We start from the raw sequence: 15,470 nt of genomic DNA, 5'->3' as shown, positions 1-15,470 counted from the left end.
CAACCCGGGGCGGAGACCTCGCGTCCCCGTCCCGGCGCCGCTCCGGGGTTCGCCCCGGGGCGGCGCGATCCTGCGAAGGGAGGCCAGGGCATGACGCGTGAGGCGCTGCTCGAAAGCCGGGGCATCTCGAAATCCTTCTTCGGGATCCGCGCGCTCGCGAATGTCGATTTCGAGGTGCGCGCCGGCGAGATCCACGCCCTGCTCGGGGAGAACGGCGCGGGCAAGTCCACGCTCGTGAAGATCCTGACCGGCGCCTATCGCCGCGACGCCGGCACGATCGCGCTGGAGGGCCGGCCGGTCTCGCCCCGCGACGTGGGCGAGGCGCAGGATCTCGGGATCGGCACCGTCTATCAGGAGGTCAATCTCCTCGAGAACCTGACCGTCGCGGAGAACCTCTATCTCGGCCGCCAGCCGCGCCGCTTCGGCCTGATCGACCGGCGCCGGATGGAGCGCGAGGCGAAGGCGCTGCTCGCGGGCTACGGGCTTCATCTCGACGTGGGCGAGAGCCTGTCGCACTATTCCGTCGCCGTGCGCCAGATCATCGCGATCGCCCGCGCGGCCGATCTCTCCGGCAAGGTCCTGTTCCTCGACGAGCCGACCGCGAGCCTCGACGCGCGCGAGGTGGATCTCGTCTTCGGCATCCTGCGCGAACTGAGGTCACGCGGGCTCGGCATCGTGATCATCACGCATTTCCTCGACCAGGTCTATGCGATCGCCGACCGGGTGACGGTGCTGCGCAACGGCGAACGCGTCGGCTGCCGCGCGATCGCGGACCTGCCGAAACGCGACCTGATCGGCATGATGCTCGGCCGCGAACTCGACGAGGAGACGCATCACCGCGCCGAGATCTCGGCCGAGGCCGCGCATGCCCCGGCGCCGATCCGCTTCCGCGACTTCGGCAAGCGGGGCAGCGTCGCGCCCTTCGATCTCGACGCGCGTCCGGGCGAGGTGGTCGGCATCGCCGGGCTGCTCGGCTCCGGCCGGTCGGAGACCGCCTTCCTGCTCTTCGGCATCGACCGGGCCGATTCGGGCCATCTGGAGATCGACGGGCGCGAGGTCCCGCTCGCCTCCCCGCCCGAGGCGGTGAAGCTCGGCTTCGGCTTCTGCCCGGAGGATCGCAAGACCGACGGAATCATCGCCGATCTCTCGGTCCGCGAGAACATCATCCTCGCGCTCCAGGCGCGCCGGGGATGGGCGAAGCCGCTCTCGCCGCGCGAGCAGGCGGAGATCGCGCGCAAATACATCCGCGCGCTCGACATCCGCCCCCCGGTGGCGGAGCGACCGATCAAGTTCCTCTCCGGCGGCAACCAGCAGAAGGTCATCCTCGCCCGCTGGCTCGCCACCGATCCGCGCTTCCTGATCCTCGACGAGCCGACGCGCGGCATCGACATCGGCGCCCATGCCGAGATCATCCGGCTGATCGAGCAGCTCTGCGCCGAGGGCATGGCGCTCGTCGTGATCTCCTCCGAACTCGAGGAACTCGTCGCCTATTCGCACCGGGTCGTGGTCCTCTCCGACCGCCGCCATGTGCGCGAGCTCCGCGGGGCGGAGATTTCCACCCAGTCCATCATGGCCGCCATGGCCGCCGATCCGGAGGAGAGCGCCGCGTGACCTGGATCGCCACACGTCTTCGCCGCCTCGCGCCGCAGCTGATCGCGCTCGCGCTGGTCGTCGTGGCGATCACGCTGATCGCCCCCGGCTTCGCGCATGTGACCTTCCAGAACGGCAGGCTCTACGGCAGCCCGATGGACGTGCTGGTGCGCGCGGCGCCCGTCGCGCTGCTCTCGATCGGCATGACGCTCGTGATCGCCACGAAGGGGATCGACCTTTCCGTCGGCGCCACGATCGCGATCACCGGCGCCGTCGCGGCCTCGATGGTCGCCGCGGGCCATCCGCTCGCGGTCGTGATCCTCGCCGCGCTGGGCGTCGGGCTGCTCTGCGGCGTCTGGAACGGGCTCCTCGTCGGGCTCATCGACATCCAGCCGATCATCGCCACGCTGATCCTGATGGTCGCGGGCCGGGGCATCGCGCAGCTCATCACCGAGGGCGTGATCCTGACCTTCAACCGCCCCGCCTTCGCCTTCCTCGGCTCGGGCGCCTTCCTCGGCGTGCCGATGCCGGTGATCCTCTGGGTGCTCACCGGGCTCGCCATCGGCCTGCTGGTGCGCGTCTCCGCGCTCGGCCTGCTGATCGAGGCGGTGGGGATCAACCGCCGCGCCTCGATGATGATCGGGATCCGGGCGCGTTTCCTGATCGTCTTCGTCTACGCCGCCGCCGGGCTCTGCGCCGCCATCGCCGGGCTGATCGTCACGGCGGACATCAAGGGCGCGGATGCGAACAACGCCGGGCTCTGGCTCGAACTCGACGCGATCCTCGCGGTGGTGATCGGCGGCACCGCGCTCTCGGGCGGGCGGTTCTCGATCTCCGCCTCGCTCATCGGCGCGCTGATCATCCAGGCGCTCAACACCGGCATCCTGATCTCCGGCTGGCCGCCCGAGTTCAACCTCATCATCAAGGCGGTGGTCATCATCGTGATCCTCGCGCTGCAATCGCCCGTGGTCGCGAACAGCCTCGCCGCGGCCGCCCGCGTCCGGGCCGATCTCAAGGAGCCGAGGAGGTCCCGCACATGAGCGCCCGCGCCCCCCTGATCCGCGCCCGCAACCTGCCCTTCGCGGCGACCGTGGTGATCTTCCTCGCCGCCTACGCCTTCTGCGTCGCGCAGTTCCCGAACATGCTCTCGACGCGGGTCGCGGGAAACCTGCTGACCGACAACGCCTTCCTCGGCATCGCCGCCGTCGGGATGACCTTCGTGATCCTCTCTGGCGGGATCGACCTCTCGATCGGCTCGGTGATCGCCTTCACGAGCGTCTTCGTCGCGGTACTGGTGCGGGCGGGCGTGCATCCGGCGGCGGCCTTCGCCCTCGCCCTCGCCGTCTCGACCCTGTTCGGCGCGGCGATGGGGCTGATGATCCACGGACTCTCGATGCCGCCCTTCGTCGTCACGCTCGCGGGGATGTTCCTCGCGCGCGGCGCCGCCTTCCTGATCTCGACGGAGTCGGTGCCGATCTCGCATCCCTTCCTCGACCAGCTGACGGGCCTCTACTACCTGCTGCCCGGCAAGGGGCGGCTCACCTTTCTCGGGCTCCTGATGCTTGGCGTCTTCCTCCTCGGCTCGCTCGTCGCGGGACGCACGCGTTTCGGCGCCAATGTCTACGCGCTCGGCGGCGGGATCCAGTCGGCGGAGCTGATGGGCGTGCCGATCCGGCGGACGACGATCCAGCTCTACGCGCTGTCGGGCTTTCTCGCCGGGCTCGCGGGGCTCGCCTACACGCTCTACACCTCGGCCGGCTATTCGCTCGCGACCGTGGGCGTGGAGCTCGACGCGATCGCCGCGGTGGTGGTCGGCGGCACGCTGCTGACCGGCGGCTCGGGCCTCGTCGCGGGCACCTTCTTCGGGCTGATGATCCAGGGGCTCATACAGACCTACATCGTCTTCGACGGCACCCTCTCGTCCTGGTGGACGAAGATCGTCGTCGGGCTCCTGCTCTTTCTCTTCATCGTGCTGCGCCGCGTCATCTTGCTCTTTCACGAGCGGACGGGCAGATCGACGGATCAACGTGCCTTCGCCGGAGGATAGAGCATGGGCATCCTCGACAACCGCATCCACGGGCCGCGGCCGCGCGGCAGTCATGGCCACGTGGTCGAAGAACTCGGACGCGCGATCGTCGCGGGCGAAATTCCCGAAGGGTCGATCCTGCCCGGCGACCAGGAGCTGATGGAGAAGTTCGGCGTCTCGCGGACCGTGCTGCGCGAGGCGATGAAGACGCTGGCCGCCAAGCGGCTGATCGAGGCGAAGTCGCGCGTCGGCACCCGCGTCCTGCCCAAGGTCCGCTGGAATTTCGTCGATTCGGACGTGATGAGCTGGCGGCTCGGCGCCGGGGTCGATCTCGATTTCGTCGTCCACCTCGCCGAGATGCGGCTGGCGCTCGAACCCGCGGCCGCCGCGCTGGCGGCGAAACATGCGACCAACGACGAGATCCTGGAGCTCTACGCGATCGCGGAACGGATGGACCGGCCCGACCACACCGAGGAATCGATCGCCAAGGTCGACCTGGAATTCCACATCGCCATCGCCGAATATTCGCGCAACCCGTTCATGCGCTCGGTCTCGAGCCTGATCGAGGCGGCGCTCGCCGTCTCGCTCCAGCTTTCCTCGCCGGCGCTGAGCCCGAGCGGCCTCGCGAGCTGCGCGGCGAACCACCTGCGCATCGCCCATGCCATCGCCGCCCGCGATCCCGAGCGCGCGGCCAATGCGATGCGCGTGGTGATCGACGAGGGCGTGTCGCGCATCGAGAACGTCCTCGCCTGACCACCGCCGCTTGTGCGCGACCGGCCCCCGACGCTATAACCCCCGCACCGCCGCGTTAGCTCAGCTGGTAGAGCAGCGCTCTTGTAAAGCGAAGGTCGTGGGTTCAAATCCCTCACGCGGCACCACTTCATCCAGGCTCTGAATTTATTATCTCATTATCTCAATGGATTGAGACACACACGATCCTGCGCCCCGGCGACAAGCCGGTTCCGGGGTACCCTTCGCGTTACAGTTCAGGGCATGGCTCATCGAAGGAGTGGACGGGACGCGAGCAGGAGGCCGGATCCAGGCCAGGCCAGGCGCCTCGCGAAGCATGGAATCCGCCCCTGAGCCTCACGCCCGGCTCAGCGCCGCGACGGGATCGAGTTGGGCCGCGCGGCGCGCGGGCAGGTAGCCGAAGACGACGCCGATCGCGGTCGCGCTGCCGACGGCCGCGAGCATCGCACCGGTCGAATAGACCAGCGCGAACTGCGCGTTGGCCGCGGTGATCGCCCAGCCGATGCCGAGCGCGGTCAGGATGCCGAGCACGCCGCCGACGAGGCAGAGCACGACCGCCTCGACCAGGAATTGCCGCAGGATGTCGCCGCGCCGGGCGCCGACGGCGAGCCGGACGCCGATCTCCGACACCCGCTCGCTGACCGAGACCAGCATGATGTTCATCACCCCGATCCCGCCGACGACGAGCGAGATGACGGCGATGGCGGCGATCAGCATCGCGAGCGTGTTCGCGGTGCTGGTGATCGTCTGGCGGATGTCGTCGTTGTTGATGATGAAGAAGTCGCGCGCCCCGTGCCGGGCGGCGAGGAAGGCGGTCACCGCCTGCTGCGCCTGGCCCATGTCGGTCGCGTCGTCGACCCGGAGATTGATGCTCCTGAGACTCTCGTCACCGATGAGCCGGGTCTGGACGGCGGTATAGGGCATGTAGACGACGAGGCTCGTCGCGTTCCCGAAGGTCGCCTGGCGCTCCGCGACGCCGATCACCCGCGCGGGCATGCGCCCGACCAGCATGACCTTGCCGATCGGGCTCGGCTCGTCTGGAAAGAGCAGGTCGCGGGTGTTGGTGTCGATCACCACGACCTGATCGCGCGCGGCGACCGCGTCGTCGCCGAAGAAGGCGCCGCTCGCGATGGTCATCCCCTTGGTGACGAAGAAGCCCGCGCTCGCCCCGACCACCTGGGCGCTCGATTCGATCGCGCCGTAGCGCAGCGTGACCCCCTTCTGCACCGTGGGCGTCGTCGCGACGACGAAGGGCTCGCGCGCCAGCGCGGCGGCGTCGGCGGCGAGGAGCGTCCGCACGCGGCCCGAGCGCACGTCGCCCATGTCCTCGCCCGGGAAGATCTCCAGCGTGTTGGTGCCGAGGCTCGAGATGTTGGCGAGCACGCGCTCCTGCGATCCGCGGCCGAGCGCCACCACGTTCACGACCGAGGCGATGCCGATGATGATGCCGAGCATCGTGAGAAAGCTGCGCAGCCGGTGCGCGGCCATCGAGATCAGCGCCATCCGGAACGCCTCGCCGAGCCGGCCGAGCCAGATCCCCGCGAAGCCGGGGAGGCCGCGCCGCCCGACATCTTCCCGCCCCCCGAACCGGCCGCGCGCCGGCAGCACCGCGACATTGGCCGCCCGCGGCTGGCGCGTGTCCGAGACGATCTCGCCGTCGCTGACCTCGATCACCCGCTCCGCCCGCGCGGCCACCTTCGGGTCGTGCGTGACGAGCACGATGGTCCGGCCGCCCGCGTGCAGTTCCTCGAGGATGCGCAGCACCTCCTCGCCGCTGTGGCTGTCGAGCGCGCCCGTCGGCTCGTCGGCGAGGATGATGTCGGCGTCGTTCATCAGCGCGCGGGCGATGGAGACGCGCTGCTGCTGGCCGCCGGAAAGCTGGCCCGGCCGGTGGTGGAGTCGCTCGCCCATGCCGAGCCGCCCGAGCAGCTCCGCGGCCCGCGCCCGCCGCGCGCCCGGCGGGGCGCCGGCGTAGACCGCCGGGATCTCGGCGTTGCCGAGCGCGCTCAGTTCCGGCAGCAGGTGGTAGCGCTGGAAGATGAAGCCGAAATGCTCGCGGCGCAGCGCGGCCAGCGCGTCGGGGTCGAGCGCGGCGACGTCGCGGCCCTCGATCAGGTACCGCCCGCCGCTCGGCCGGTCGAGGCAGCCGAGGATGTTCATCAGCGTCGACTTGCCGGAGCCCGAGGCGCCCATGATCGCGACCATCTCGCCCCGGCCGATGTCGAGATCGACGCCGCGCAGCACCGTCACCGTTTCCTCGCCCGACGGATATTCCCGCCGGATCCCCCGCAGCGACAGGATCGGCGTCCCGGCCGCGGCCCGGGCGCGGGGCCGCCGCCGCGGCGCCGCCTCCAGATAGGCGCTCTCGCTCACGCGCCCGCCCCCTAGAGGCCCATCGGCGGCGGAGGCATGCGCGCCGCCGCGCGCCGGGCCGCGCTGCCCTGCTGGCCGTCGTCCGCCGCCGTTCCGGCGCCGAGCACGACGCGCTCCCCCTCCGTCAGGCCGGAGCGGACCTCGGCCCGATCGCGGTCGTTCAACCCGACCTCGACCCAGCGCCACTCCACCGCGCCGTCGGCGCCGAGCACCCCGATCTCGGTCAGGCCGTCCTCGCGCCGCTGGCCCAGCGCCGAGGCCGGCACCGTCAGCACGCCCTCGGCGCGGTCGATGACGACGCGGACCTGCGCCGTCATGTAGGTGCGGAGTTCGCCGTCCGGGTTCGGTACCGTGAAGAGCCCGTTGTAATAGATCGCCTCCGAACTCGCGTCGCTGGTCGAGCCGGTCAGCATCTGGTCGTCGACCACGCTGTCGGGCGCGGGCGCGATCGAGGAAAGCGTCGCAGGATGCGGCGTGTCCGGATCGCCGAGGATCGTGAACCAGACCGGCTGCCCGGGCCGCGCGCGCACCACGTCGGCCTCGGAGATCTCGGCGTGGATCGTCATCGTCGAGAGATCGCCGAGCACCACGATCGTCGGCGCGGACTGCGTCGCATTCACCGTCTGCCCCTGCTGCGCGACGACGGCGAGCACGGTTCCGTCCATCGGCGCGGTGATCCGCGTGTAGCCGAGGTTGACCTTCGCGCTCTCCACCGCGACGCGCGCGGCCTCGATCTGCGCCCCGGTCGCCTCGATCTGCGCCTCGGTCACCGCCACGGCGGCCTCGGCCGTGTCGAGATCGGAGGCCGCGATCGTGTTGCGCGCGGCGAGCGTGCGCTGCCGCTCCAGCGTCTTCTTCTCGTTCAGGAGCGTCGCCTGCTTCTCGACGAGTTGCGCCCTCGTCGCGGCGAGCGTCGCCTCGGAGGTCTTGAGGTCGTTCTCCTGCCGGGTGGAATCGATCGTCGCGATCAGGTCGCCCCGCTTCACGGTATCCCCGACGCTGACCGGCAGATCCGTGATCCTCCCCGAGGCCTGGGAGCCGACCGCGACGAGCTTCGAAGGCTTCAGCATGCCGGTCGCGAGCACGTTCACCTCGACGTCGCCGACCGTCACGGGCGCGCTGGGAGGCCGGAGCAGGGTGGCCTCGTCGGCCGACCAGGCCCGCCACCCGCCATAGCCCGCGGCCGCGAGGACGACGAGCAGCACGGCCCAGCGGCCGGGGCGGAACCTCCGCGCCGGGCGCGCCGTCTCGGCCGGAGCGGTGCTGTCCCGCGCGTCCTCGGACGGGGGCGGCGGGGCGATCGGTGTCTGATACATCTGTGTCAGGGGCGCCTCGTTCTGATCGTCACGGAAGTTCAACGGGGGACGGAAACCTTTCCGTCGCGAAAACGCCACAGCGCCACCGCTGACGGAAGTCCTTGTTTTAGCGTGTTTTCGGCGGGCTGTCAGGGTTCTTCGCACCCGCGATGCCGCGAATGTGAGGCGAGCCCCCTCCGTCCGGATCCGCGTTCGCGATCGTGGGGATCCGGTCACGGGTTGTAAACCCCCGCCCCCGAGGATGCGCGGCGAAGTCGCGACGACCGGGAGGAACGCGGATGGACCCGAAGGAAATGATCGGCGAGTTCGCCCGGATCGCGCGGCGGCGCCTGCCGCTCGCGCTGCCGCTCGTGCTGACCGGCGGCGCGCTCACCGTCGCCTTCGCGCTCTCCCGCCCGCCGAGCTTCGAGGCGACGACCAAGATCCTCGTCGAGAGCCCGCGGATCCCGGACGAGCTGGCCCGCTCGACCGTCGATCTGTCCGCGACCGCCCGGCTGCAGCTGATCGAGGAACAGCTGATGGCGCGGGACAGTCTCGACGCGTTGCTCGACCGGATGGACCTCTTCGACCTGCCCGGCGCGACGCGCGAGGCGCGGCGCGAACTCCTGCGCGATGCGACGCGGATCGAGAGCATCTCGACGGCGACCGGCCAGACGAACCCCTGGGGGGGCGGAACCGGCGGCGGGCTTTTCGCCTTCACGATCTCCGTCACGCTCGACGACGCCGTCAAGGCGGCGACGATCGCGAATGATCTCGCGGCCGAGGCGGTGGCGCGCAACCGGCTGGTCCGCGCCGGCCGGGCCGAGGACACGCTGGCCTATTTCCAGTCCGAGGATGCGCGGCTCCGCGCCGCGCTGGAGGCGAAGGAGGCCGAGATCGCCGCCTTCAAGGCGGCCCATGCCGACGCGCTGCCCGAGAGCCTCGAGTCGCGCCGCGGCGCGCTCGCCCGGCTCCGCGAGGACATGCTGGGGATCGATCGCCGGGCGATGGAGCTCGAGGTCAAGCGCGCCGACCTTGGCGCGGCCGCGGCCGGGGCGCGCCCGCTCGACGGCGCGACCGCCGATCCCGGCGAGGCGCGGCTGCGCGAACTCGAACTCGCGCTGATCGCGAAGGGAAGCGCGCTGGCGCCGAACCATCCGGAGATCCGCAAGCTGCGCGAACAGATCGCGGCGGTGAAGGCGCTGCTGGCGCCCGCCGGCGCCAGGGGCGCGGCGCCGGGCGACGGCCCGGCGGCGGAACGCCGCGCCGCGCTCGAGCGGCAGAGCGCCCAGCTCTCGGCGCAGATCGATCGGCTGAGGGCGCAGGGCGACGAGATGGCCGCCCGGGCGGAGGTGCTCGAGGCCTCGATCCGCGACACGCCGCGGGTCGGCGCGGAACTCGACGCGCTGAGCCGCGGGCTCGGCGAAGCGCGGGCGCTCTCGACCGACGTGACCCGGCGCCACGCCGAGGCCCGCACCGGCGCCGAGCTGGAGGCGAGCGAGCGGGCGGAACGGTTCCGCATCGTCGAATCCGCCGAGGTGCCGGAACTGCCGGTCGGGCCGAACCGCAAGAAGATCGTCGCGCTCGGCGCCGGGGCGAGCGTCGCGCTCGCGGGCGGGATCGGGTTCATGCTCGAGATCCTGAACAGCGCGCCCCGAAGCTCCGCGGCGATGGAACGCCGGCTCGGCCTGCGCCCGGTCGTCGCGATCCCCTATGTCCACGCGCCGGGCGAGCGGCGGAGGCGCCGCCTGCGCTGGCTCGCGCTGGTCGTGCTCCTCGGCCTCGGCCTTGGCGCGGTGGACCGGGCCGTGACGCCGCTCGGCCCGATCGTCGCCCGGCTCGCCCGGGCGGCGGGCCTCGCCGCCCCGCCCCCCGCCGCCGACACGACCGCGTCGCCGGAGCGCTGAGCCCGAGCGGCGCGACGACGCCTTCCGCGCGGCTCCTCAGCCCCGCGTCCGCGCGGCGCCCAGCGCGAGCCCGGGCAGGGCCAGCGCGCATTCGGCGTAGCGCCGGGCGAGCCGCCGCGGGTCCGTGCCGACCCGCCAGAGCCATTCGAGCGCCGCCCGACGCATCCAGGCCGGCGCGCGCCGCTGGGTCCGCGCGAGGAAGTCGAGCCCCGCGCCGACCGAGACCAGCCCCACCCCGGGCAGCGCCTCGCGGCAGCGGGCCGCGAACATCTCCTGCTTCGGCGCGCCGAGCGCGAGGAAGGCCATCCGTGCCCCGGACGCGCCCAGCGCCGCGATCATCGCATCGGCTTCCGCCCCGGCCGGATCGAACCCCCGGCCCGGCGCGAGGCAGGCGGCGATGCGAAGCCCCGGATGCGCCGCGCCGAGATGCCGCGCCGCGCGCTCGAGCGCGGCGGGCGTCGAGCCGATGAGCGCGACCGGCTTGCCCTCCTCCGCCGCCAGCGCCGCCAGCGGCTCGACGAGATCGGAACCCGGAACCAGCGACACCGGCCGCCCCGCGAGCCACGAGAGCCAGACGATCGGATTGCCATCCGCCGTCACGAGATCCTGGCGCCGATAGGCGTCGGTGAATTCCGGGATCCGCCGCAGCTTGACCATGTGATCGAGATTCAGCGTCGCAATCGCGAAACCCGCGCCGGCGCGCAGCCGCGCCCTGACGTCGTCGAGAAGACGCACCCGGTCCGGCATGTTCACGGCGATATCAACGCCACGAACACGTAACGAAAACGTGCCACTCATTTTAATATATGTCACCCAACTACTGGGTAGTTTTCCGAATATACCAGAGAACCACCCAAACCCCACGCAACAACGGATACACGGATGACGACCTGTTTTCGAACTCTAACAGCGTTAAGATTAACCATGACGGAGATCCGCTTCGGGAGTTTACTCCTGAGAGCCTGATGCGCGCTTATCTTCGCCCCATGGCGTCTGGTCGCCGCGGTGGGAGTTGGGAACGATGACGATGATGGAGAGAGGGCTCGCGGGGGGGACCGCGCCGGGATCGGAAGCCGCCTGGGCGGCGCTGGCCGAGGCCGTGCTCGAGCCCCGGCGGCTCGCGCGGAACCGGATCGTGGCCGGCGGGCGGAGCGATCCCGCGCATGTGCCCTTCGACCTCCTGCGCACGCGCATGCTGCGCGCGCTGCGCGAGCGGGGCTGGCGGCGGGTCGGGATCACCTCGGCGAGCCCCGGCTGCGGCAAGACCTTCGTCACCGCCAATCTCGCGCTCAGCGTCGCGCGGCGGGAGAGCTGCCGGGTGATCGCGCTCGATCTCGATCTGCGCATCCCGAGCCTCGCGAAGGCGCTGGGCCAGCGGGGAAGCGCGCGCATCGAGGATCTGCTGGCCGGCCGGACCGCGCCGGCGGACCATCTGCGCCGCGTGGGTCCCAACCTCGCCCTCGGCCTCAACGCGGCGCCGGTCGGCAATCCGGCGGAACTGCTCGAGGAGCCGGGAACGGCCGCGGCGCTGGCGCGGATCGAGGCCGGCTTCGCCCCGGACGTGATCCTCTGCGACCTGCCGCCGGCGCTGGCCTGCGACGATGTGCTGGCGATCCTGCCCCGGCTCGACGCGCTGCTGCTCGTCGCGGGCGCCGGGATCACCACCCCGACGCAGATCCGGAGCTGCGAGAAACTCTTCGGCGAGACGCCGCTTCTCGGCGTGATCCTGAACCGCGCCGAGGACGGGCCGGTCGAGCCCTATTACGCCTGAGGGCGCGCGGGGCCCGTGTCAGCCGAGGCTGGCGAGCCCCGCGACTTCCGGCCAGCGCGCCCAGAGCGCGAGCCCGCCAAGAAGCAGGCCGAGCGCGGCGAAGCCCGCGTCATGCGCCGCGTCCCAGGCGCCGTAGCGGCGCGCGAGCCGCACGATCAGCGGATAGGTGAGCACGGCCGCGAGCGCCTGCCCCCCGAGCGCGCCCGGCAGGCCGAAGCTCGCCGCCCCCAGAAGCAGGAGCGCGGCCTGCGCCAGCGCGCGCGGCGCCATCTGGAGGAAGAACCGGCGCGACTCCCCCGCCGCGAGCGCGGCGAGATCGTAGGTGAGCCCGATCGCCTGCGGCATCTGCGCCACCGCGATCAGGACCACGATCGGCCCCGCCGTCGCGAAACGCGCGTCATAGAGCAGATCGACCAGCCAGACGCCGGAGAAGGCCATCAGCGCCAGAAGCGCGAGGATCCCGCCGGTCAGGATCGCACGCATCCGCCTGAGCCGCGCGAAATTCCGCGCCGAGCGCGCGGGCGGATGCTCGCGGTAGAGCGGGATCACCATCCGCTCGGTCAGCGCCTTGCCGAGGAGCAGCGGGAAGCTCGCGAGGAAGAAGCCGATGTTGTAGATCCCGAGCAGTTCGAGCGGGAGATACTTGCCGAGGATCAGCTTGTCGCCCTGCGACAGCAGGAAGCCGCAGAGCGTGCTGAGGAAGATCCAGCGCCCGAACCGGACCAGCTCGCGCCGCGCCGCCGGCTCCCAGCCGAGCCGGTTCGGCGGTCCGGGCAGGCAGAGATGGCTGAGCGCGAGCTTCGCGGCCGAGGCCGCCGCGCCCCCGAGCACCAGCGCCCAGATCGACCGGGTGGCGAAGGCGAGAATCACCATGGCGATCGTGCCCGCGGCCTGGCTCGCGAGTTCGATCAGCGTCACCCGGCCGAGCAGCAGATGGCGGTGCGCGGTCTCGACCGCGACCGAATTGAACCCGGTGATCACCGAGCAGAAGCCCACGGCGGGCAGGAGCCGCGCGAGCGCCGGCTCGCCATAGAAGGCGGCGACGGGCCAGGCGACCAGGCAGGCGCCGATCCAGAGCGCGAAGCCCCGGCCGACCTGCAGCGTGTAGGCGGCGTGGAGGAAGGCCGGATCGTCGCCCCGGCGGCTGTGCGCGATCGCCGGACCGACGCCGACATCGGAAAACGCGCCGAGCCCGATCATCGCGACCGTCACCAGCGCCATCAGCCCGAAGGCCTCGGGAAAGAGCAGCCGGGTCAGGATCAGGTTCGAGGCGAGCCGGATCGCCTGCGAGGCGCCATAGCCGAGGATCACGAAGGCGGAGCCGCGCAGGACGCGGCCGACGAGGCCGGGATCGGCCAGCGGAGCGGCGCGCCGGGCCGGGCGGAAACGGGCGCGCGCGCCGGGATCGTCGGGGATCGTCGTCATCTCGGGGCTCCGGCGGTCACGGCGTTTACGGTTCGTTTGGGCCAAAGCCCTAAACAAAACCCTGACGACGGCGCCCCGGCGGGCGCCCCGCGCGGGAGGAACGGGATGCGGATCGCCTATCTCATCAACACCTATCCAGCGCCCTCGCACAGTTTCATCCGCCGCGAGATCCGGGCGCTCGAGCGGCGCGGCGTCGAGATCCGGCGCTTCGCGCTCCGCGGCCACGGCGCGCCGCTCGTCGATCCGGGCGACATCGCCGAGCAGGAGCGCGTCGAATACATCCTCGCCCGCGGCCCCGCCCGGCTGCTCGCCACGCTGGGCCTCGAGGCGGCGCGGGCGCCGCTCCGGGCCGCGCGCGCGCTCCGCCTCGCCCTCTGGCTCGGGCGCCGCGCGGAGCGGCGCTATCTTCGCCATCTCGTCTATCTCGCCGAGGCCGCCTGGCTCGCGCGCCGCTGCCGCGCCGGGGAGATATCTCACGTGCACGCGCATTTCGGCACCAACTCGACCGCCGTCGCGCTGCTCGCGGCGGCGCTGGGCGGGTTCGGCTACAGCTTCACCGCGCATGGGCCGGAGGAATTCGACCGGCCCGAGGCGCTGGCGCTCGGGCGCAAGATCGCGGGCTCGGCCTTCACGGTCGCGGTGAGCGCCTTCGGAAGCGCGCAGCTCCGGCGCTGGGCGCCGGCGGCGGACTGGCCCCGGATCGAGGTCGTGCATTGCGGGATCGAGCCCGGGCATTTCCCGGCCCCCGCGCCGCTGCCCGAAGGGCCGGTCCGGCTCGTCTCGATCGGCCGGCTGGTCGAACAGAAGGGCCAGCTGCTGCTGATCGACGCGCTGGCCCGCGCGGCGCGGGACGAGGACATCCGCCTGACGCTGGTCGGCGACGGGGAACTGCGGGGCGCGCTCGAGGCCGCGATCGCGGCCCGGGGGCTCGCCCGGCGCGTCACGATCACCGGCTGGGTCGACGAGGCGCGGGTACGCGCCGAGCTCGACGCCGCGCACGCGCTGGTGATGCCAAGCTTCGCCGAAGGGCTGCCGATGGTGGTGATGGAGGCGATGGCGGCGGCGCGGCCGGTCGTCTCGACCTATGTGGCGGGCATTCCGGAACTGGTCCGGCCGGAGACGGGCTGGCTCGTTCCGGCGGGAGACGGCGCCGCGCTGGCCGAGGCGCTGGTCGCGCTGGCGCGGACGCCGCGCCCGGCTCTCGCCGCGATGGGGCTGGCGGCGCGCGCGCGGGTACTGGAGCGCCACGACATCGACCGCGAAGCCGCGAAGCTCGCCGCGCTCTTCGCCGGCGCGCCGGCGCGCCGGCGCGCCGCGCCCGGATGGCGCGCGGAACCCGCCGCCGTTCCGCGTCCGGCCCCGCGTTAGCCGTTGCCGGAAAGTCGTAGCTCATGTATGGTCGCACCCGCGAAAATCATTGTCGGTACGGACCGGTGCATCATGGCTGAGACAGCGACCAGGGCTCTTCCGAGCCTTTCCTTCGAATTTTTTCCACCGCATTCCCCCGAGGCGAGCCTGCGCCTGTGGCGCTCGGTCGAGCGGCTGGCGCCGCTCGGGCCGGACTTCGTCTCGGTCACCTACGGGGCGGGCGGCACGACGCGGGACCGGACCTACGCCGCGATCCAGGCGATCCTCGACCGCGCCCGGCTCGACGTCGCGGGTCATCTGACCTGCGTCGGCGCGACGCGCGAGGAGACGCTCGGCGTCGCGCGCAACTACGCGCGGCTCGGACTGCGCCGCATCGTCGGCCTGCGCGGCGATCCGCCGAAGGGCGAGACCCGCTTCACCCCGCATCCGGGCGGGTTCGCGGGCGCGGCCGAACTCGTCGCCGCGCTGCGCGAGGCCGGGGATTTCGAGATCTCCGTCGCCGCCTATCCGGAGAAGCATCCGGAGGCCGAGAGCCTCGAGAGCGACATCGCCAATCTCCGGCGCAAGCTGGAGGCGGGGGCGAGCAACGCGCTCACCCAGTTCTTCTTCGAGAACGAGGATTTCCTGCGCTTCCGCGACCTCTGCGCGAAGGCCGGCATCACCGCGCCGATCCATCCGGGCATCCTGCCGGTCGAGAACTTCCGCAAGATGGTCAATTTCGCCGCCCGCTGCCAGGCGCGGGTGCCGGCCTGGATGCACGAGGCCTTCGAGAAGACGGAAACGGCGGAGGACGCCTATTCGCTCTCGATCGAACTCGCGCGCAAGCAGGTCGAGGCGCTGATGGCCGAGGGCGTCGAGCATCTGCACATCTACACGCTCAACAATCCCAATCTCTCCTATGACCTCTGCGTCTCGCTCGGCTACCGGGAGATCCCGCTGGCGAAGAGCGGCGCGGCCTGAGGCTT

At 71.6% G+C, this 15,470-nt stretch carries 12 protein-coding genes and 1 tRNA gene; 9 read left to right on the top strand and 4 right to left on the bottom strand.

Translation table 11 applies throughout. From position 1 onward, the window contains the following. Positions 1–90: 90 nt before the first annotated feature. The 5 genes from ytfR to FJM51_RS17410 all read left to right on the top strand — a co-directional run bounded on the left by ytfR (position 91) and on the right by FJM51_RS17410 (position 4,494). Positions 91–1,611, top strand: a complete 1,521-nt coding sequence (ytfR, locus tag FJM51_RS17430) for a galactofuranose ABC transporter, ATP-binding protein YtfR (RefSeq protein WP_140455416.1) — start codon at positions 91–93, stop codon at positions 1,609–1,611. After that, the gene (locus tag FJM51_RS17425) at positions 1,608–2,630 is read left to right on the top strand and encodes an ABC transporter permease (RefSeq protein ID WP_140455415.1); all 1,023 of its coding nucleotides are present in this window, start codon (positions 1,608–1,610) and stop codon (positions 2,628–2,630) included. Before ytfR ends, FJM51_RS17425 begins: the two co-directional genes overlap by 4 nt. After that, positions 2,627–3,637, top strand: a complete 1,011-nt coding sequence (yjfF, locus tag FJM51_RS17420; protein WP_233713170.1) for a galactofuranose ABC transporter, permease protein YjfF — start codon at positions 2,627–2,629, stop codon at positions 3,635–3,637. The genes FJM51_RS17425 and yjfF overlap by 4 nt, the downstream gene beginning before the upstream one ends. Before the next feature lie 3 nt (positions 3,638–3,640). Next, positions 3,641–4,369, top strand: a complete 729-nt coding sequence (locus FJM51_RS17415; RefSeq protein WP_140455414.1) for a FadR/GntR family transcriptional regulator — start codon at positions 3,641–3,643, stop codon at positions 4,367–4,369. A gap of 49 nt (positions 4,370–4,418) precedes the next feature. Beyond that, positions 4,419–4,494, top strand: a tRNA-Thr gene (locus FJM51_RS17410). A 208-nt stretch (positions 4,495–4,702) separates the two neighbouring features. Here the strand turns inward: FJM51_RS17410 and FJM51_RS17405 are convergent. Both FJM51_RS17405 and FJM51_RS17400 read right to left on the bottom strand, forming a co-directional pair. Further along, on the bottom strand, positions 4,703–6,739 hold the full coding sequence (locus FJM51_RS17405; RefSeq protein ID WP_233713169.1) for a MacB family efflux pump subunit: 2,037 nt from the start codon (positions 6,737–6,739) through the stop codon (positions 4,703–4,705). Between the two features lie 11 nt (positions 6,740–6,750). After that, positions 6,751–8,055, bottom strand: coding sequence for an efflux RND transporter periplasmic adaptor subunit (locus FJM51_RS17400; protein ID WP_140455413.1), 1,305 nt, complete (start codon positions 8,053–8,055; stop codon positions 6,751–6,753). 278 nt (positions 8,056–8,333) lie between these two features. On the opposite strand from FJM51_RS17400, the gene FJM51_RS17395 reads away from it, so the two are divergent. Further along, positions 8,334–9,941 (top strand): GumC family protein, encoded by a 1,608-nt coding sequence (locus FJM51_RS17395; protein WP_140455412.1) that lies wholly within the window; start codon positions 8,334–8,336, stop codon positions 9,939–9,941. 36 nt (positions 9,942–9,977) lie between these two features. Here the strand turns inward: FJM51_RS17395 and FJM51_RS17390 are convergent, their stop codons facing one another. Beyond that, positions 9,978–10,694, bottom strand: a complete 717-nt coding sequence (locus FJM51_RS17390) for a WecB/TagA/CpsF family glycosyltransferase (protein WP_497707174.1) — start codon at positions 10,692–10,694, stop codon at positions 9,978–9,980. A gap of 268 nt (positions 10,695–10,962) precedes the next feature. Here FJM51_RS17390 and FJM51_RS17385 point away from each other — a divergent pair, with 268 nt between their 5' ends. Continuing rightward, on the top strand, positions 10,963–11,712 hold the full coding sequence (locus FJM51_RS17385) for a CpsD/CapB family tyrosine-protein kinase (protein WP_140455410.1): 750 nt from the start codon (positions 10,963–10,965) through the stop codon (positions 11,710–11,712). An 18-nt stretch (positions 11,713–11,730) separates the two neighbouring features. Here FJM51_RS17385 and FJM51_RS17380 read toward each other — a convergent pair whose 3' ends face one another. Beyond that, positions 11,731–13,137 carry an oligosaccharide flippase family protein gene (locus tag FJM51_RS17380; protein ID WP_140455409.1) on the bottom strand — a complete coding sequence of 469 codons (1,407 nt, stop codon included), beginning with the start codon at positions 13,135–13,137 and terminating at the stop codon, positions 11,731–11,733. 105 nt (positions 13,138–13,242) lie between these two features. Here FJM51_RS17380 and FJM51_RS17375 point away from each other — a divergent pair, with 105 nt between their 5' ends. Together FJM51_RS17375 and metF are read left to right on the top strand one after the other, a co-directional pair. Beyond that, positions 13,243–14,505, top strand: a complete 1,263-nt coding sequence (locus FJM51_RS17375; RefSeq protein ID WP_140455408.1) for a glycosyltransferase — start codon at positions 13,243–13,245, stop codon at positions 14,503–14,505. A 72-nt stretch (positions 14,506–14,577) separates the two neighbouring features. Next, positions 14,578–15,465: a methylenetetrahydrofolate reductase [NAD(P)H] gene (gene metF, locus FJM51_RS17370; RefSeq protein ID WP_140455407.1), complete on the top strand. Its 888-nt coding sequence runs from the start codon at positions 14,578–14,580 to the stop codon at positions 15,463–15,465. Positions 15,466–15,470 lie beyond the last annotated feature (5 nt).

It is taken from the genome of Amaricoccus solimangrovi (assembly GCF_006385685.1).
In the GTDB taxonomy this organism is placed as follows: Bacteria; Pseudomonadota; Alphaproteobacteria; order Rhodobacterales; family Rhodobacteraceae; genus Amaricoccus; species Amaricoccus solimangrovi.
Note: the sequence above shows the minus strand (reverse complement) of the source record. Positions and strands in the feature narration are given on the sequence as shown.

Excerpts from the sequence above, each read along its gene's own strand:
- ytfR (WP_140455416.1), top strand. The coding sequence starts at position 91 with ATGACGCGTGAGGCGCTGCTCGAAAGCCGGGGCATCTCGAAATCCTTC.
- yjfF (WP_233713170.1), top strand. The coding sequence starts at position 2,627 with ATGAGCGCCCGCGCCCCCCTGATCCGCGCCCGCAACCTGCCCTTCGCG.
- FJM51_RS17415 (WP_140455414.1), top strand. The coding sequence starts at position 3,641 with ATGGGCATCCTCGACAACCGCATCCACGGGCCGCGGCCGCGCGGCAGT.
- FJM51_RS17400 (WP_140455413.1), bottom strand. The coding sequence starts at position 8,055 with ATGTATCAGACACCGATCGCCCCGCCGCCCCCGTCCGAGGACGCGCGG.
- FJM51_RS17395 (WP_140455412.1), top strand. The coding sequence starts at position 8,334 with ATGGACCCGAAGGAAATGATCGGCGAGTTCGCCCGGATCGCGCGGCGG.
- FJM51_RS17385 (WP_140455410.1), top strand. The coding sequence starts at position 10,963 with ATGACGATGATGGAGAGAGGGCTCGCGGGGGGGACCGCGCCGGGATCG.
- FJM51_RS17380 (WP_140455409.1), bottom strand. The coding sequence starts at position 13,137 with ATGACGACGATCCCCGACGATCCCGGCGCGCGCGCCCGTTTCCGCCCG.
- FJM51_RS17375 (WP_140455408.1), top strand. The coding sequence starts at position 13,243 with ATGCGGATCGCCTATCTCATCAACACCTATCCAGCGCCCTCGCACAGT.
- metF (WP_140455407.1), top strand. The coding sequence starts at position 14,578 with ATGGCTGAGACAGCGACCAGGGCTCTTCCGAGCCTTTCCTTCGAATTT.